This window comes from Planobispora rosea, from assembly GCF_014648175.1.
Classification (GTDB): domain Bacteria; phylum Actinomycetota; class Actinomycetes; order Streptosporangiales; family Streptosporangiaceae; genus Planobispora; species Planobispora rosea.
The window spans coordinates 18744-34599 of sequence record NZ_BMQP01000003.1 but is presented as its reverse complement, the minus strand read 5'-3'; the positions used below and the strand labels follow the sequence as shown (position 1 = coordinate 34599).

The 15856-nt window shown below is 73.3% G+C and carries 12 protein-coding genes; 8 read left to right on the top strand and 4 right to left on the bottom strand.

Going from position 1 to position 15856, the window contains the following annotated elements; all coding sequences use genetic code 11:
• The first annotated feature begins 46 nt into the window (after window positions 1–46).
• Together IEZ08_RS03510 and IEZ08_RS03505 are read left to right on the top strand one after the other, a co-directional pair.
• Complete coding sequence (locus IEZ08_RS03510; protein ID WP_189241663.1) at window positions 47–619, top strand: copper resistance CopC family protein; 573 nt, start codon at window positions 47–49, stop codon at window positions 617–619.
• Window positions 616–1764 carry a CopD family protein gene (locus IEZ08_RS03505; protein ID WP_229802891.1) on the top strand — a complete coding sequence of 383 codons (1149 nt, stop codon included), beginning with the start codon at window positions 616–618 and terminating at the stop codon, window positions 1762–1764. The genes IEZ08_RS03510 and IEZ08_RS03505 overlap by 4 nt, the downstream gene beginning before the upstream one ends.
• 50 nt (window positions 1765–1814) lie before the next feature.
• On the opposite strand, the gene IEZ08_RS03500 is transcribed toward IEZ08_RS03505, so the two are convergent.
• Window positions 1815–2978 (bottom strand): hypothetical protein, encoded by a 1164-nt coding sequence (locus IEZ08_RS03500; protein WP_229802890.1) that lies wholly within the window; start codon window positions 2976–2978, stop codon window positions 1815–1817.
• Window positions 2979–3067: 89 nt separating this feature from the next.
• On the opposite strand from IEZ08_RS03500, the gene IEZ08_RS03495 reads away from it, so the two are divergent.
• Complete coding sequence (locus tag IEZ08_RS03495; protein ID WP_189241662.1) at window positions 3068–3634, top strand: GNAT family N-acetyltransferase; 567 nt, start codon at window positions 3068–3070, stop codon at window positions 3632–3634.
• Here IEZ08_RS03495 and IEZ08_RS03490 read toward each other — a convergent pair.
• Entirely contained in the window at window positions 3580–5943 is a 2364-nt protein-coding gene (locus IEZ08_RS03490; protein ID WP_229802889.1) for a xanthine dehydrogenase family protein molybdopterin-binding subunit, read from the bottom strand. The genes IEZ08_RS03495 and IEZ08_RS03490 overlap by 55 nt on opposite strands.
• A 211-nt stretch (window positions 5944–6154) precedes the next feature.
• Between IEZ08_RS03490 and IEZ08_RS03485 the strand changes: the two genes are divergently transcribed.
• Together IEZ08_RS03485 and IEZ08_RS03480 are read left to right on the top strand one after the other, a co-directional pair.
• On the top strand, window positions 6155–8932 hold the full coding sequence (locus IEZ08_RS03485) for an alpha/beta fold hydrolase (protein WP_189241660.1): 2778 nt from the start codon (window positions 6155–6157) through the stop codon (window positions 8930–8932).
• On the top strand, window positions 8929–9897 hold the full coding sequence (locus tag IEZ08_RS03480; protein ID WP_189241659.1) for an ABC transporter permease: 969 nt from the start codon (window positions 8929–8931) through the stop codon (window positions 9895–9897). The genes IEZ08_RS03485 and IEZ08_RS03480 overlap by 4 nt, the downstream gene beginning before the upstream one ends.
• A 100-nt stretch (window positions 9898–9997) precedes the next feature.
• On the opposite strand, the gene IEZ08_RS03475 is transcribed toward IEZ08_RS03480, so the two are convergent.
• The gene (locus tag IEZ08_RS03475) at window positions 9998–10177 is read right to left on the bottom strand and encodes a hypothetical protein (RefSeq protein WP_068925224.1); all 180 of its coding nucleotides are present in this window, start codon (window positions 10175–10177) and stop codon (window positions 9998–10000) included.
• 132 nt (window positions 10178–10309) lie between these two features.
• Here IEZ08_RS03475 and IEZ08_RS03470 point away from each other — a divergent pair, with 132 nt between their 5' ends.
• Window positions 10310–12427 (top strand): ATP-binding protein, encoded by a 2118-nt coding sequence (locus IEZ08_RS03470; protein ID WP_189241658.1) that lies wholly within the window; start codon window positions 10310–10312, stop codon window positions 12425–12427.
• Window positions 12428–12496: 69 nt separating this feature from the next.
• Here the strand turns inward: IEZ08_RS03470 and IEZ08_RS03465 are convergent, their stop codons facing one another.
• On the bottom strand, window positions 12497–13495 hold the full coding sequence (locus IEZ08_RS03465; RefSeq protein ID WP_189241657.1) for a 4-epi-cubebol synthase: 999 nt from the start codon (window positions 13493–13495) through the stop codon (window positions 12497–12499).
• Between the two features lie 359 nt (window positions 13496–13854).
• Between IEZ08_RS03465 and IEZ08_RS03460 the strand changes: the two genes are divergently transcribed.
• On the top strand, window positions 13855–14763 hold the full coding sequence (locus IEZ08_RS03460; protein ID WP_068925230.1) for a proteasome assembly chaperone family protein: 909 nt from the start codon (window positions 13855–13857) through the stop codon (window positions 14761–14763).
• Between the two features lie 9 nt (window positions 14764–14772).
• A complete protein-coding gene (locus IEZ08_RS03455) occupies window positions 14773–15837 on the top strand; it encodes a Gfo/Idh/MocA family oxidoreductase (protein WP_189241656.1) in 1065 nt (354 codons plus the stop codon).
• The last annotated feature ends 19 nt before the right edge of the window (window positions 15838–15856 follow it).

Genomic DNA, 15856 nt, shown 5'->3' with positions numbered 1-15856 from the left:
GGAACATGGTCGGGCTATGAGGACAACAAACGCAAGGCCGCGGCCGGTGCTGCGGCTACTGACCGTCGTACTGCTGGCCGGCGTCGCGCTGCTCGGCACGGTCGCGCCCGCGCGGGCCCACAACGTGCTGATCGGCAGCGACCCGGAGGACGGCGCCCGGCTCGCCACCGCGCCGGAGAAGATCACACTCACCTTCGACCAGGCGGTACGGCAGGGCTTCGCGCAGATCACCGTGACCGGCCCGGACGGCACCCGCTGGGAGGAGGGCAAGACCGCCGTCAACGGCGAGAAGGCCAGCGTCGCGGTCCGCCCCCTCGGCCCCGCCGGCGAGTACGTCGTGGGCTACCGGATCCTGTCCTCCGACGGTCACCCGGTGGCGGACACGCTGAAGTTCACCCTGACCGCCCCGGGCCCGGGCACCGCCTCCCAGCCTGCCACGGACCCCCCGCCCACCGCGGCGCCCCCGAGCACACCCGACCTCAGCGCCCAGGCGGCCGAGGCCGCGCAGAACGGCGGCGCGGGGATGGCCGTGGTCTGGATCGTCGGGGCCCTGGTCGTGCTGGGCGGCGCCACGGTCGTGGCGCTGCGCCGTACCCGGGACCGGGAGGAGGCGAAGTGACCGCGGGAGGCAGCGGCACGGCCCCGGAAGGCAGCGGCACGGCCCCGGGCGAGGGCGGCACGGCCGCGGAGGGAACCGCCCCGGGGGGAGCCGGGGTGGCCACGGCCACCGGTCCCGGCATCGGGCGGACCGGCGGGCCGGAGGGAGCAGGGGCGCTGCCGGCCTGGGGCCTCGTCGCCGGGGCGGTGTCCGCCGTCCTCGTCGCGACGGCGTTCGGCGCCGCGGAGGCGGTGCCGGGCATCGCGCTCCCCGGTCCGCTGGTGGAGTACGGCCTGCCGGTGCTGCGCGTGCTGCTGGACCTGGCGGCGGTGGCGGTGGTCGGCCTGAGCTTCCTGCCCAGGCTGCTCGGCTTCGACGACCCGGACCGCACCGAGCCGGTGATGCGCCGCGCCCGTCCGCTGGCGGTCTCGTTCGCCTGGGCCTGGGCGGTGCTGGCGCTGCTGACGATCGTCTTCCTGACCGCCGAGCTGAACGCCGGCGCGGTCCCCACCCCGGGGATGGTCGCCGAGTACGTCAACGAGGTCGGCGCCGGTCAGGGCCTGCTGTTCAGCGCCGCCTGCGCGCTGGCCTACGCCGGGATCGGCCTGCTGGCGGTGCGGTTCGGCGAGAAGGTCCCAGCCGAGCTGCGGATCGTGATCGCCCTGTTCGGCCTGCTGCCGATCCCGGTCACCGGCCACGCGGTGGAGTCGGTCTGGCACGACCCCATCATGATCTCCATGGAGCTGCACGTGCTCGGCGCGGCGGCGTGGACCGGCGGACTGGCCGTGATCGCGCTGTTGGTCGCCCGGGACCGCGAGCTGCTGGCCCGGGTCCTGCCGGGGTTCTCCCGGCTGGCCACCCTCGCGCTGATCGTAGTCGGCGTCTCAGGGCTGGTGAACGGCCTGGCCACCATGGCGCTCACTCCCGGGGTGGCGCTCCCCGGTGACCTGCTGTCCAGCGAGTACGGCCTGCTCGTGCTGGTCAAGGTCGCGCTCACCGCGCTGCTGGTCCCGCTCGCCGCCCAGATCCGCTTCCGCCTCCTGCCGCGGATCGAGCGGCGGGAGGGGACGGCGGTCGCCGGGTGGGCGGCGGCCGAGGTCACCGTGATGGGAATGGCCTACGGGATCGCGGTGGCCCTGACGACCGCCCAGATCCCTCCGGCGTGACAGGCGGCGTCGTCCGCGCGGGGCGGCGCCCACCCCGCGCGGTTGCCTGATCAGCTGCGCCGGCCGGGGATCCCCGCGACGGCAGCGGCCTCCTCCTCCGGGGCCCGGAGCCGGTAGCGGGTCAGGAACCACTCGCCGGCCAGCCAGAGCGCGGCGAGCCCGGCTCCTCCGATCGCCATGGTGACCGGGCTGATCAGCGGCGGGGAGGCCACCCACGCGTTCTGCAGCCGCAGGACCTGGTCCACCACGAGGGTCGCGACGACGGAACCGGCCAGCGCCCGGACGACCGGGTGCCGGACCAGGAACGCCAGGTCGATCGCGAGCGCCCCGGCGATCAGGAAGATCGGGACCGCCGAGCGCGGGAAGTCGGCCACCGCCAGCAGCGGCCAGATCAGCGTCCGGTAGGCGACGTAGACACCGGCCACCGCGGTGGCCGCGAACCTCTTGCCGATCATCGCGCGGGCGAAGACCAGCACGATCATCGCCGCCATCACGCCGTAGAGCGGGTAGACCTGATCGGGCACCGGCAGCGAGAAGTTGACCACCATCTCGCGGTCGATGGGGCGGCCCATCTGGTCGGCGGCGAACTGCAGCAGGATCGGCTCGGCCTCGGGCTTGCCGGCGTCCCACGCCCGGATGCCGAAGACGCCGTACTCCTGGTGCTGGGCGGGGAACCAGACGTTCTCGAACATGAACACGAACAGGCCGCCGAGGACGAGCGTGCGCGTGCGTCCGGGCGGGGCGCCCGTGAACCAGCCGCGGATCACACCGCAGATCATGAAGAACGTGCCGATGTACAGCAGCATGTGCGACGGGCTCCACGACGTGATGTCGAGCCCGTTGACCCGGTGGTTGATCAGGTCCAGCGGAACGGCGATCAGGAACGTTCCGGTGCCCCACTGGATGAGGCGCTGCGCGGTCCTGTCCACGCCGTAACCGGTGTAGACGTGGATGATCGTGAGGGCCACCACGACGACCGTGCCGACGCTGTTGAGCAGGTGCGGCGGCGCCAGGTCGTCGCGGAGCCACTTGAAGTGCCAGGAGACGTCCCAGGAGGCTCCGAGCACCTTCAGGGTGAAAGCGGCGAGCCACCCGAAGTACAGCACCCGGAACAGCTCCGGCGGAGTCTCCCTCCCCGCCTGCCCGCGGGTCCAGTACGGCAGAGCCCACGCGGCGGCCGACGTGGCTCTTTTTCTCAGGTTCACTGCTGTCACGCGTCGAAATGATGCCTGGCCTTGATGAAGACCGCAATCAGGGATATCTCCGAGACTCCAATGGATAATCACCAGATATGGGAGCCTTTGTGCGAGAAGGAGTCCGCGACGACGTCGAGGCCGTCCTGCGGATCAAGAACGCGACGTGGAGAACCGCCTACCGGGGGCTGCTCCCTCAGGACTTCCTCGACGGGCTGAGCGTCACCCGCCGGGCGGTGGAGGCCTGGCGCGGCCGGATCGGCTCCGGCGCGCAGCACCTGCTCGTGGGCGGCCCGGCCGGGAATCCGCCCGGGGAGACGGACGGGGAGCCGGACGGGGAGACCGCCGGCTTCAGCCTGTACGGCCCGGCCCGGGACGAGGGGATCGGCGGCGGGGAGGTCTACGCGATCTACGTGCTCGCCGGGCACTGGTCCACGGGCCTGGGCCTGGCCCTGATGACGCGCTCCGTCGAGCGCCTGCGCGAGCTGGGGCACCGGGAGGCCGGGCTGTGGGTGCTGGAGGGCAACACCCGCGCCCGCCGCTTCTACGAGCGCTTCGGCTTCACCCCGTCGGGCCGGGCCCAGGACGTGGAGGGCATGCCGTTCCCGGCCCCCGAGGTGCACTACCGGATGTCCCTCGCCCCGGTCTCCGCGGACAGCGCCGACCAGACCGCCTGAGGGGTCAGGGGCGTGCCGGTGATCCGGCCGGCGATCGCGGGCACGGCGGCGGCCACGGCGTTGCCGATCGCGGCGGGCGGCCCGATCACCCCGGCCTCGCCCACCCCCTTCATGCCGCCGGGCGTCACCGGGGACGGGGTCTGCACCAGCTCCACCTCGATGTCGGGCACGTCCGGAGCCCCCGGCGGGAGGTAGTCCATGACGGGCTGGCCGCCGGGCGTGCAGGCCAGCTCCTCGGTCAGCGCCATCCCGATGCCCTGGACGATCCCGCCGCGGAGCTGCCCCTCCACGATCGCCGGGTTCACCACCACGCCGCAGTCGTTGACCGCCCAGTAGCCCTCCACCTCGACCGCGCCCGTCGCGGGATCGACCGCCACCGCCGCCGCGTGCGCGCCGAAGGCGCAGGTGTAGGCCGGGGGATCGTAGGTCACCCGCTCCTCCAGCCCGGGGCCGGTCCCCTCGGGAAGGTCCCACGCCCGCCACGCCGAGACCGCGATCTCCGCCAGCGTGCGGGCGGCCAACGGGTCGCCCTTCACCCGGACGACGTCGCCGGCGATCTCCAGGTCGGCCGGGGACGCCTCCAGCTGGTGGGCCGCGATCAGCGTGATCTTCTCGCGGAGCCGTGCCGCCGCCCGGACCAGCGCCCCGCCGCCCACCGCGAGCGCCCGGCTGGCGATGGAGCCCAGCGGGGAGTACGGCGTGGCGGCGGTGTCCCCCAGCAGCACCCTGACCCGCTCCAGCGGCACCCCCACGTGGTCGGCGGCCAGCTGCGCCAGCGTCGTCTCGATGCCCTGGCCGATGGCCGCCACCCCGGAGGAGACGACCACCGAGGCGTCCTGCTCCATCCGCAGCACCGCCGTCTCGTAGCCCCCGGACTGCGTGCCCGCCCGCCGCATCTCCTCCGACGGGCCCATGCCGGTGGCCTCGACGTGGCAGGAGAAGCCGATCCCGCGCCGCCGCCCGTCGTCGCTCCGCCCGGGGGGACCCGGCGGCCGGACCCTCTCCCGCAGCGCCCGCAGCGCGGCGGGGTAGTCCCCGGAGTCGTAGGGCAGCCAGGTCCGGGAGGTGTACGGCAGCTCGCCGGGGCCCACCAGGTTGCGCAGGCGTATCTCCACCGGGTCCATGCCCAGCACCCGCGCGGCCTCGTCGATCAGCCGCTCCCGGGTCCAGGTCGCCTCGGGCTGGCCGAAGCCCCGGTAGGAGCCGGTCGGCGTGGTCGTCGTCACCGCCGCGCGGATCCGCGCGCCCGCCCGGTCGAACCGGTACGGCCCCGGCAGCGTCAGCGCCGTCACCGCGATCGGGGAGATGCCCACGTTCGACGGGTGCGCGCCGAGGTCACCGAGGACGTCGCAGTACAGCGCCCGGAACCGGCCGTCGCCGTCGAAGGCCAGCCGGGCCCGGTGCACGGCGTCCCGCGCCGGGAGGGTGGCGGTCAGGTGCTCGGCGCGCGACTCCACCCACCGCACCGGGCGGCCCAGCCGGACCGCCGCCAGGCACACCAGCACCTCGTCGGGGTAGAGGTGCTCCTTGCCGCCGAAACCCCCGCCCACGTCGCACGCCAGGACGCGCACCCGGCCGTGGCTGAGCCCGAGCGCCCCGGCGAGGTGGTCGCGGACGTGGTGCGGCGCCTGCGTGGACGTCCACACGGTCAGCGTCCCGTCCTCGAACGAGGCCACGATCCCGCGCGGCTCCATCGGGTACGGCGTGACGCGGCCCAGCCGGGTCGTCAGCTCGACCACGTGCTCCGCCTCGGCGACGGCCGCCGCGCAGTCCTCCGCCGGGTCCCCCAGCGGGAAGTCGGTGACCAGGTTGCCGCCCCACGCGGGGTAGAGCAGGGGCGCCCCCTCGGCCAGCGCGGCCTCCACGCCGATCACCGGGGGCAGTTCCTCGAAGTCCAGGTCGATCAGGTCGGCGGCGTCCCGGGCTGCCGCCTCGCCGCGCGCCGTCACCAGCGCGACGGGCTGCCCGGCGTAGCGGACCGTCTCCGCGAGCACGGGGTAGTCCACCGCCTGCTGGCCGGGGGCGATCTCACCGCACGGCAGCCGCGGCCCGGCGGCCTCCGCGGTGGCCGCCTTCGCCGGGGCCGCGTCCGCGGGGATCACGTCCGCGGGGGTCACGTCCGCGGGGGTCAGCACGTCCAGCACGCCGCCGGCGGTCAGCGCGGCCTTGGTGTCGCACCGGACCAGTCGCCCGTGCGCGATCGGGCTGCGGACCACGACCGCGTGGACCATCCCGGGCAGCCGGACGTCCCCGGCGAACCGGGCCCGCCCGCGCACCAGCCGGGCGTCCTCCCTACGCGGGACCCGCACGCCGACGTACCGTCCGCCGTCCCGTCCGCTGTCTCGCCCGCTGTCTCGCCCGCTGTCTCGCCCATCGTCGCTCATCACTCGATGATGAGCCGCCCGGCGGCTCCCGCCAACAGCCCGCCGTGCGGGCCGGGGATCCGGCCGGCACGGCGATGCGGCCGCTCACCGGGGGTCGTCTCAGGGAACTCTCAGCTACTACCAATAGCCTCCTCATATGAGGCTTTCGGGGAGGCGCGCCACCTGGGTCGCGGTGGTCGCCGTGCTGGTCATCGGTGTGGCGGCCTGGTTGGTGTGGCCGTCGGACCCGGCGGTACGCGCGCAGGAACAGGCGATCACAGTGGTCGACGGGCCCGCCGACGACCAGCGGGTCACGCTCGACACGAGCTTCTTCCCCCCGGCCGGCGGCGGGAAGGCGCCCGCGGTGCTGCTCGCGCACGGCTTCGGCGGCAGCAAGCAGAGCGTCCGGGACTCCGCGGTACGGCTGGCGCAGGAGGGCTACGCCGTGCTGACCTGGTCGGCCCGGGGCTTCGGCCGTTCCACCGGGCAGATCGCGCTCAACTCCCCCGACTACGAGGTCAAGGACGTGCGCCAGCTGGTGGACTGGCTGGCCAGGCGCCCCGAGGTCCGGCTCGACGCGAGCGGCGACCCGCGCGTGGGCATCGCCGGCGGGTCGTACGGCGGCGCCATCGCGCTGATGGCCGCCGCCCACGACAGCCGGATCGACGCGATCGTCCCCCAGATCACCTGGTACGACCTGGCCGACGCGCTGTTCCCCAACGCCACCGGGCAGGGCCCGGAGAGCGGCGTGTTCAAGCGGATGTGGGCCGGGCTGTTCTTCAGCCGGGGCGGCCCGCAGGCCCCGGGCGGCCTGGCCGCGCTGACCGGCCAGGGCGGGATCGGCGGGCAGAACGGCCAGGAGGGCCAGGAGGGCCAGGCCGACGGGGACCCGCGGGCCGTACCCGGCGGACAGGACGGCCGGAGTCCCGGCACGGTCCGGCCGCCGACCCCCGAGGAGGTCCGGTGCGGCCGGTTCCTCCCGGAGATCTGCGACATGTACCAGCAGGTGGCCGAGACCGGGCGGGCGACCGCCACGGCGGTGGAGACCCTCCGCCGCTCCAGCCCGATCTCGGTGCGGGGCAGGATCAGGATCCCGACCCTGCTGCTGCAGGGCCAGCGCGACTCGTTGTTCCCGCTGGGCCACGCGGACGCCAACGCCAAGGCGATCGCCGCGACCGGCGCCCCGGTCCGCGTCGCCTGGTTCGACGGCGGCCACGACGGCGGCAACGGCGAGGTCGACTGGCTCCACGACCAGACCCGCGCCTGGTTCGACCACTACCTGAGGGACGCCGCCGCCGGGAACACCGCGGGCTCCACCTCCGCTCCCGCCCCGGCCTCCCCCGCGCCCGGCACCGCCGCCGCGCCCGCGGAGGTCAGTCCCTTCACCGTCACCCGTGACGGAGGCCGCGACCCGGGCACCCGCCGCCCGGTCCAGCTGCACGCCGTCACCGGCGCCTACCCCGGTCTGTCGGGCACGGAGCGGACCTCCGTCCCCCTGTCCGGCCCCGAGCAGCCGGTGGCCGGCCCGCCCGGCGGCTCCCCCGCCTCGATCTCCTCCATCCCCGGCTTCGGCGGCCTGAGCACCGGATCGGCCAACCTGAGCCTGTCGGTGGACATGCCGGGCCAGAGCGCGACCTTCGAGTCCGCTCCCCTGTCGGCCCCCCTCCAGGTCACCGGCAGCTCCGCCGTCAAGGTCCGCGTCCGGATCGTCTCCGCCGACCCCGGCGCAACCCCGGACGCCGGGGAGGACGCCGGTGAGGGCGAGGAGGAGAACGCCGCGGGCCCGCGGGACGTGACGCTGTTCGCGAAGCTCTACGACGCGGCCGGCGGGACGCAGGCGCCGGTCCTGCCGGAAGGGCTCGTCGCACCCGTCAGGATCACCGTCCCCGAGGGTGGCGCCGGGGAGGCCACGGTCACCCTGCCCGCCGTCGACCACCGCTTCGAGGCCGGGCACCGGCTCCGGGTCGCCTTCACCACGACCGACCTCGGCTACCACACTCCCGCCGCCCCGGCCGTCTACCAGGTCAGCCTGGCCGCCCCGGCCCTGGAGGCCCCCACCGTCACCGGGCTGCGCGCTCCCTCCACCGGTCCCGCCTGGTGGACCTGGGTGATGCCGCTGGCCTCCGTGGTGATCGCGGCGGTCCTGGTCCTCATCGGGCGGCGGAAGCTCCGCGACGACTACCAGCCGGCCCTGGACGCCGTCCCCCTGAGGATCGAGGGTCTGACCAAGGCCTACCGCAACGGCGAGCTCGCGGTGGACGATCTGTCCTTCACCGTCGAGCCCGGCCAGGTGCTCGGCCTGCTCGGTCCCAACGGCGCGGGCAAGACCACCACGATGCGGATGATGATGGGTCTGATCCATCCCGACCGGGGTGAGATCAGGATCTTCGGCCACCGGGTCGTCCCCGGCGCGCCGGTCCTGTCCCGCCTGGGCTCCTTCGTCGAGGGTGCCGGGTTCCTGCCGCACCTGTCGGGCCGGGCCAACCTGGAGCTCTACTGGAAGGCCACGGGCCGCCCCGCCGGGGACGCCCACTTCGAGGAGGCCCTGGAGATCGCCGGGCTCGGCGCCGCGCTGGAGCGCGCCGTGCGGACCTACTCCCAGGGCATGCGCCAGCGCCTGGCCATCGCCCAGGCCATGCTCGGCCTGCCCGACCTGCTCGTCCTCGACGAACCCACCAACGGGCTCGACCCGCCCCAGATCCGCGAGATGCGCGAGGTCCTGATCCGCTACGCGGCGCGGGGCCGTACCGTCATCGTCTCCAGCCACCTGCTCGCCGAGGTGGAGCAGACGTGCAGTCACGTGGTGGTCATGCACCGCGGCCGGCTCGTCACGGCCGGTCCGGTGAGCGAGCTGCTGCGCAGCCGTACGGCGGGCAACGGGGTGAGCACGCGCCTGGAGGACGTGTTCCTGGACCTGATCGGGGAGAAGGCATGAACGACGCCAACGGCACCGCGGCCGGCGGCGCCGCGACCGGCTCGGACACCTCCGGCGGCGGCGCGTCCGGCGGCGGTACGGCCGGCGGCAGCACGGCCCTGGCCGCGCTGAACCGGGAGCACGGAGCGGCGCACGGGTACTCTCCGAGGCGGACGCTGCCGATCTCGGTGGAGATCGTGCGCCAGTTCAGGCGGCGCCGGACCCTGGTGATGTTCGGCCTGCTGCTGGCGCTGCCGTGGGTGCTGGTGATCGCCTTCAAGGTCGGCGGCGGGTGGGGACGGCCGGGCGGCTCCCTGCGCATCTCCGACCTGGCCGCCGAGGGCGGGCTGAACTTCTCCGCGTTCGCGCTCTCGGTGTCGGCGAGCTTCCTGCTGGTGGTGGCGGTCGCCCTCTTCTGCGGCGACACGGTCGCCAGCGAGGCCGACTGGTCGTCGCTGCGCTATCTCCTGGCCGCGCCGATCCCCCGCGACCGGCTGCTCCGCCAGAAGCTGATCGTCGCGCTGGGCTACTCGGCGGCGGCGGTGATCTGCCTGCCGCTGATGGCGCTGCTCGCCGGGACCCTGGCCTTCGGCTGGAACGACGTGCGCGTGCCCGGGACGGGCGAGGTCATCCCGGCGCTGGACGTGCTGCCCCGCTTCGGGATCGTGATCGGCTACGCCCTGGTCAGCCAGCTCGTGGTGGCCGCGACGGCCTTCCTGCTCTCGGTCGGCACCGACTCCCCGCTCGGCGCGGTCGGCGGCGCGGTCGGGCTGGTGATCGTGAGCACCATCCTGCAGGCGGTGGAGGCGCTGGGCGCGCTGCGGGAGTTCCTGCCCACCTTCTGGAACACGGCGTGGCTGGACGCGCTCGCCCCGCAGCCGGACTTCGGCGGCATGGTCAAGGGGGTGGCCGTGTCGGTCACCTACGCGGCGATCCTGATCGCCTTCGCCTTCCGCCGGTTCCGGACCAAGGACGTCGTGTCCTAGCCGGCGCCCCGGGCACCGTGCCGCGGCCGGTCGCGGCGCCCGGGGCGATCACGGTGCCCCGGGCGGTCGCGGGGGCGGCCGTGCCCTAACCCCACGTGCCCTAACCCCAGTGGGGCGGGCGCTCCTCCAGCAGCCGGTCGTCGTCGCCGCCGGACCCGCGCCACTCGCCCCAGCCGAGGTCGGTGTCGTCGCTGGTCTGGTCGGGCAGGATCTCGGGACCGTCGTCGAAGAGGTCGACCGGGCGCAGGTCGTCTGGCTCGTGCTCTGTCACGCGTCCCATGGTAGCGATCCTCACGGTGGGTGACCGCCGCGGCGGCGAGGCCGCCCGCCGCGCGTCCGGTGCCGAGGGACAGCCGACGACCCACGCTGTACGATGCCAGAACAGGTGTCAGCTACCCCCCGTGAGGCGGCCATGGCAACGCCATCAGGATGGCGGCGAGAGGGCAATCTCCCCAACGAGCTCACCAGCTTCGTTGGCCGCACCAGGTTGCTGACGACGCTGCGCCAGCGGCTGCGCGAACACCGCCTCGTCACCGTGACCGGCATCGGCGGCGTGGGAAAGTCCCGGACCGCGTTGCGCATCGCGCACATGATACGGGACGAGTTCGATGACGGAGTGTGGTTCGCCGATCTGGCCCGCCTGCAGGACCAGGGGATGGTCCGGCACACGATTACCTCCGCCCTCGGGATCGCCGACCAGTCCTCGCGGGCGACCGACGAGACGCTGGTCGAGTGGCTCGGCGACCGCGAGATCCTGCTGATCATCGACACCTGCGAGCACCTCGTGGACGCCTGCGCGGCGCTCTTCGAGGACCTGCTGACCCGGGCGCCGGGCCTGACCATCCTGGCCACCAGCCGCCAGTCGCTGAATGCCCAGGGCGAGTACACCGTCGCCATCCCGCCGCTGGCCGTGCCCGGTGACACCCCCGGGGAGAACCCCTTCACCAACGAGGCGGTGCAGCTCTTCGCCGCCCGGGCCGGTGCGGTCCTGCCCAGCTTCATGCTCGACGAGAACAACATCGGCCCGGTCTCCGAGCTCTGCCGCCGCCTGGACGGCATCCCCCTCGCCATCGAGCTGGCCGCGGTCCGCATGCGCGCGCTGTCGGTCGAGCAGATCCTCGCGCTGCTGGCCGACCGCTTCAGCCTGCTGGCGGGCGCCAGCCGTACGGCCCTGCCCCGGCACCAGACGCTGCGCGCCGCGATCGGGTGGAGCCACGAGCTGTGCGAGCCCGCCGAGCGGCTGCTCTGGGCCCGGCTGTCGGTCTTCGCCGGCGACTTCGAGATGGACGCCGCCCGCTACGTGTGCGCCGGGGACAGCCTGCCCGGCGAGCACATCATGGAGCTCGTCTCCAGCCTCGTGGAGAAGTCCATCCTGCTGAGCGTCGGCACCCCCTCGGGGCACCGCTACCGGTTGATCGACACCCTGCGCACCTACGGCGAGGAGTGGCTGGACAAGCTCGGCGAGACCGAGCGGATGCAGGAACGGCACCGCGACTACTACCTGCAGCTGGCCAAGCGGGGCGAGGACGCCTGGTCCGGCCCCCGCCAGGTCTACTGGTACGTCCGGATGCGCCACGAGCACGACAACATCCGCGTCGCGCTCGAATACTGCCTGAAGACCCCCGGCCAGGTGCAGTACGGGCTGGAGCTGCTGTCCTCGCTGTGGTTCATGTGGGTCGCCTGCGGGCTGGCCCGCGAGGGCCGGCTCTACCTGGAGCGGACGCTGGAGCAGGCCCCCCAGCCGAGTTCCGAGCGGTGCAAGGCGCTGTGGGTGCTCTCCTACATCCACAGCGGCCAGGGCAACATCGCCGGGGCCATCGAGGCCGCCGAGCAGTGCAGCTCGGACGCCGTCCGGGTGGGCGACTCGGCCGCGGTCATCCTGGCCACCAAGATGCTGGGCACCGCGGCGTTCCTCCAGGGCGACCTGCAGAAGGCCAGCGCCCTGCTCGGCGTCGCGATCGAGTTCCACCGCAGCGGCCGGGAGCTGAACCCGGGACTGCTGCCCTCGATCGTCGAGCTGTCGATGGTGCTGCTCATGCAGAACGAGCCGGCCGAGGCCGAGGTGCTGCTGCGCGACTGCATCGCGGTGTGCACCCAGCGCGGCGAGGTGTGGCTGCGTTCCTACGCCATCTACGCCCTGGCCACCGCCTTCCACGGGATGGGCCGGTCGGCCGAGGCGATGGTCCACGCCCGTGAGTCGCTCCGGCTCAAGCGCTACTTCCACGACGTGCTCGGCATCGGCCTGACGGTCGAGCTGATCGCCAAGCTGGCGCTGGAGGACGGCCAGCCGCTGCTCGCCTCGCAGCTGATGGGCGGCGGCCAGCAGAACTGGCGGACCTTCGGGATGCCCCAGATGAGCTCTCCGTTCTTCAACAGCGAGCACGACCGGTGCGTCAAGGAGTGCAAGCGGCTCCTCGGCGAGCAGGCGCACGAGGAGGCGTTCAACCAGGGCAGGAAGATGGGCCTGGAGGAGCTGATCGAGCTCGCGCTCGGCGACCAGGAGCCGGACGACCCGCTCCTGCAGCTCTGACCCCGGCGCGGCTCCGGCCCCGGCGGCCCCGGCACGGCTTGATCCGGCCGCCCAGCGGGGTCCCGGCCGTCACCCGGCGAGCAGGTCCTCCCGCTGCCAGGCGACGGTGTAGCGGGGGCTCGTCAGCGAGTAGTCCACGCTCCCGCTGACCCAGTACTCCAGCCCGCGCACGTAGGCGTCCACCGCCTCCGAGCCCAGCCGGGCCAGCACTCCCCTCAGCTCGACCATCTGGGCGACGGCCGCGTCCCGCATCCTGCCGATCTCGTCCATGGCCTGCTGGCAGGAGTAGCCCCGGTGCCGGGCCAGCACGTTCACCAGGTTGTTGACGGAGTTTCCGGCACCCTTCTCCTTGGCGTAGGAGATGAGGTCGTTGTCCCAGACCACGACGTCGTTGGCGCTCTGGGTGATCGCCCGCAGGTCCGGGTGGCGCCACTCCTGAGGGGTGAGCCGCAGCCCGCTGGCCACGTCGATCAGCGCGAAGACGGTGAGCATGGCACCGGTCCGCCGCCTCATGAGGATGTAGTCGCCGAGGGTCGGCACCACCCTGTCCTGGCGGTTGGCCGCCTCCCACACCTGGGCGGCGAGGTAGTCCTTGGTGACGACGCACCACCGGTCGAGCTGGTCGGCGTCGCCGTACCGGATGATCCGGCTCTTGATGTCCAGCAGGGCGCGGGCGAACGCGTCGTCCACCTGGCGGCTGTCCCGGCCGGGCTCGATGTCGTCCAGCACGGTGACGAACCGGGGCAGCGACCGGGCGATCTCCGCGGCGTGCCGGTCGGTCTCGCAGAAGACGTCGTCGAAGGCGAACAGCCACACGCACCAGTCGGTCACCAGGCGCAACCGGTGGTAACCGGCGTAGGGATAGGTCCGGGCTCCCAGCCAGCCGTACCGGGCCTTCCGGTACCGCTCCACCATCTCGGAGCCGTCCAGCAGTTCCGACGTGACAGCCCACTCGACGGTCTCCCGATCCACCAGCTCCACATGGGGGTTGACCTCGCTGGGGAAGGGACACGACAGGACGGGGAGCCGGAGGGGCGGGCCGTGGGCGTGCGTATTGCTGACTGCCACAAAACCTAGAATGGCCGAAGGGCGCAGAATTTCCTATAGAGGTGGAATATAGGAACAGCTGGGGCTCAGGACAGGCGATCGCACCGTTCGGTTACATTCACACTATTCAGTGAACTATGTCGACGTTGTCTGGTTAAGACATCAGGACGCCCCCGGGCCCGGTCAGGACATCAGGACGTTCCCGGCGGCCGTCGCGACCGGAGAGGCGGGTCGCGGACCCGTGCTCCCGCGCTCCGGGCTGGCTCCATGGCACCGATCCCGCCCCGATAGGGTGCCCTCCAGGTCTCCGGGGTAGGCGGAATTCCCCCGGCGCCGCAGGGGTTCACCTGAAGAGACGATCGACGAAAGGCTGGAACACCGTGTTCGACCCGACGGATCTCTACCGGCTCGGCGAGGACGTTCCCGAGCTGACCGATCCGGTGCTGCTCTACCACTTCGACGGGTTCGTGGACGCGGGCGGAGCCGGCCGGCTCGCCATGGGCCATCTCCTCGCCGAGCTGGAGCACCGGGTCATCGCGACCTTCGATGTGGACCGCCTGCTCGACTACCGGTCCCGGCGCCCGATCATGACGTTCGACACCGACCGGTGGGTGGACGTCGAGACCCCCGAACTCGCCCTGCACCTCGCCCACGACACGACGGGCACCCCCTTCCTGCTGCTCACCGGCCCCGAACCGGACCGCGAGTGGGAGCTGTTCGCCGCCGCCGTCGAGACGCTCGCCACCCGGCTGGGCGTCTCCAAGATGGTGACCGCCCACGGCATCCCGATGGCCGTCCCCCACACCCGCCCGCTGGGCGTCACCGGTCACGCCAACCGCCCCGAACTGATCGCCGGGAAGACCAGCGCCTTCGGCAGGGTCCAGGTCCCCGGCAGCGCGGCCGCCCTGATCGAGTTCCGGCTCGGCGCCAAGGGCCACGACGTCCTCGGCTACGCCGTGCACGTCCCGCACTACCTCGCCCAGGCCGAGTACCCGACGGCGGCGCTGACCGCACTGGAGTCGATCACCGGCGGCACCGGCCTGGTGTTCCCGCTGGAGAGCCTGCGCGAGGCCGCCGGCCGTACCACCGCGGAGATCGCCGCGCAGATCGAGGCGTCGGAGGAGCTGTCCACCGCGATCCACGGCCTGGAGCAGCAGTACGACGCCTTCGCCGCCGGTTCCGAGCGGGAGAACCTGATCGCCGAGCCCGCCGAGATGCCCACCGGTGACGAGCTCGCCGCCCAGTTCGAGGCGTTCCTCGCCGAACGGGATGAGCGCCGCAATGACTAAAATACCGAAATGACCGATTTGAACGATCATTCCGATCAGCCCGAGCTCCGTGTCGGCCTGATCGGGTACGGCGTGGCCGGGGCGTTCTTCCACGCCCCGCTGATCGCCGCCACACCCGGCCTGAAGTTGTCCGCCGTGGTGACCGGCGACCCGGGACGCGCCGCCGAGGTGTCGTCCCGGTACGGCGCGCGGCCGGTCGCCGACGCCGCCGAGTTGTGGGAGAGCGTGGACCTGGTGGTGGTCGCCTCCCCCAACCGCACCCATGTCCCGCTGGCCACGGCCGCCCTGGAGGCGGGCCTGCCGGTGGTGGTGGACAAGCCGCTGGCGGCGACCGCGCAGGAGGCCCGCGGCCTGGCCGAGCTGGCGCGTGATCGCGGGCTGATGCTCACCGTCTTCCAGAACCGCCGCTGGGACGGCGACTTCCTGACGATCGAACGGCTGGTCGCCTCCGGCGAGCTCGGCACCGTGAACCGGCTGGAGTCCCGGTTCGAGCGGTGGCGGCCCGTCCCCAAGGGCGGCTGGCGCGAGATGGGCGGCGCGGCCGAGGTCGGCGGCCTGCTGTACGACCTCGGCAGCCACCTGGTGGACCAGGCGCTGCGCCTGCTGGGCCCGGTCACCGCGGTCTACGCCGAGTCGGACGTCCGCCGCGCCGGGGTCGTCTCCGACGACGACACGTTCATCGCCCTCACCCACGCGGGCGGCGCCCGCTCCCACCTCTGGATGAGCGCGGTGACCCCGCAGCTCGGGCCGCGCTTCCGGGTTCTGGGCACGCAGGCCGCCTACGTGAAGTACGGCCTGGACGTCCAGGAGGACCGCCTGCGCGCGGGCCTCACCCCGGACTCGCCCGGTTTCGGCGATGACCCGCGGGACCGCTGGGGCGTGCTGGGCACCGACGAGGCCGGCCACCGGGTCCCCACCGAGCCGGGCGCCTACCTGGAGTTCTACCGGGCCGTGGTCGCCGCCCTCCGCGAGGGCGGAGCGCCGCCGGTCGCCCCCGAGGAGGTCGTCGAGGCCCTCACCGTCCTGGAGGCCGCCCGCCGCTCCGCCGCCGAGGGCACGACCGTCTCGCTCTAGCGGGGACACGGCTCTCGCT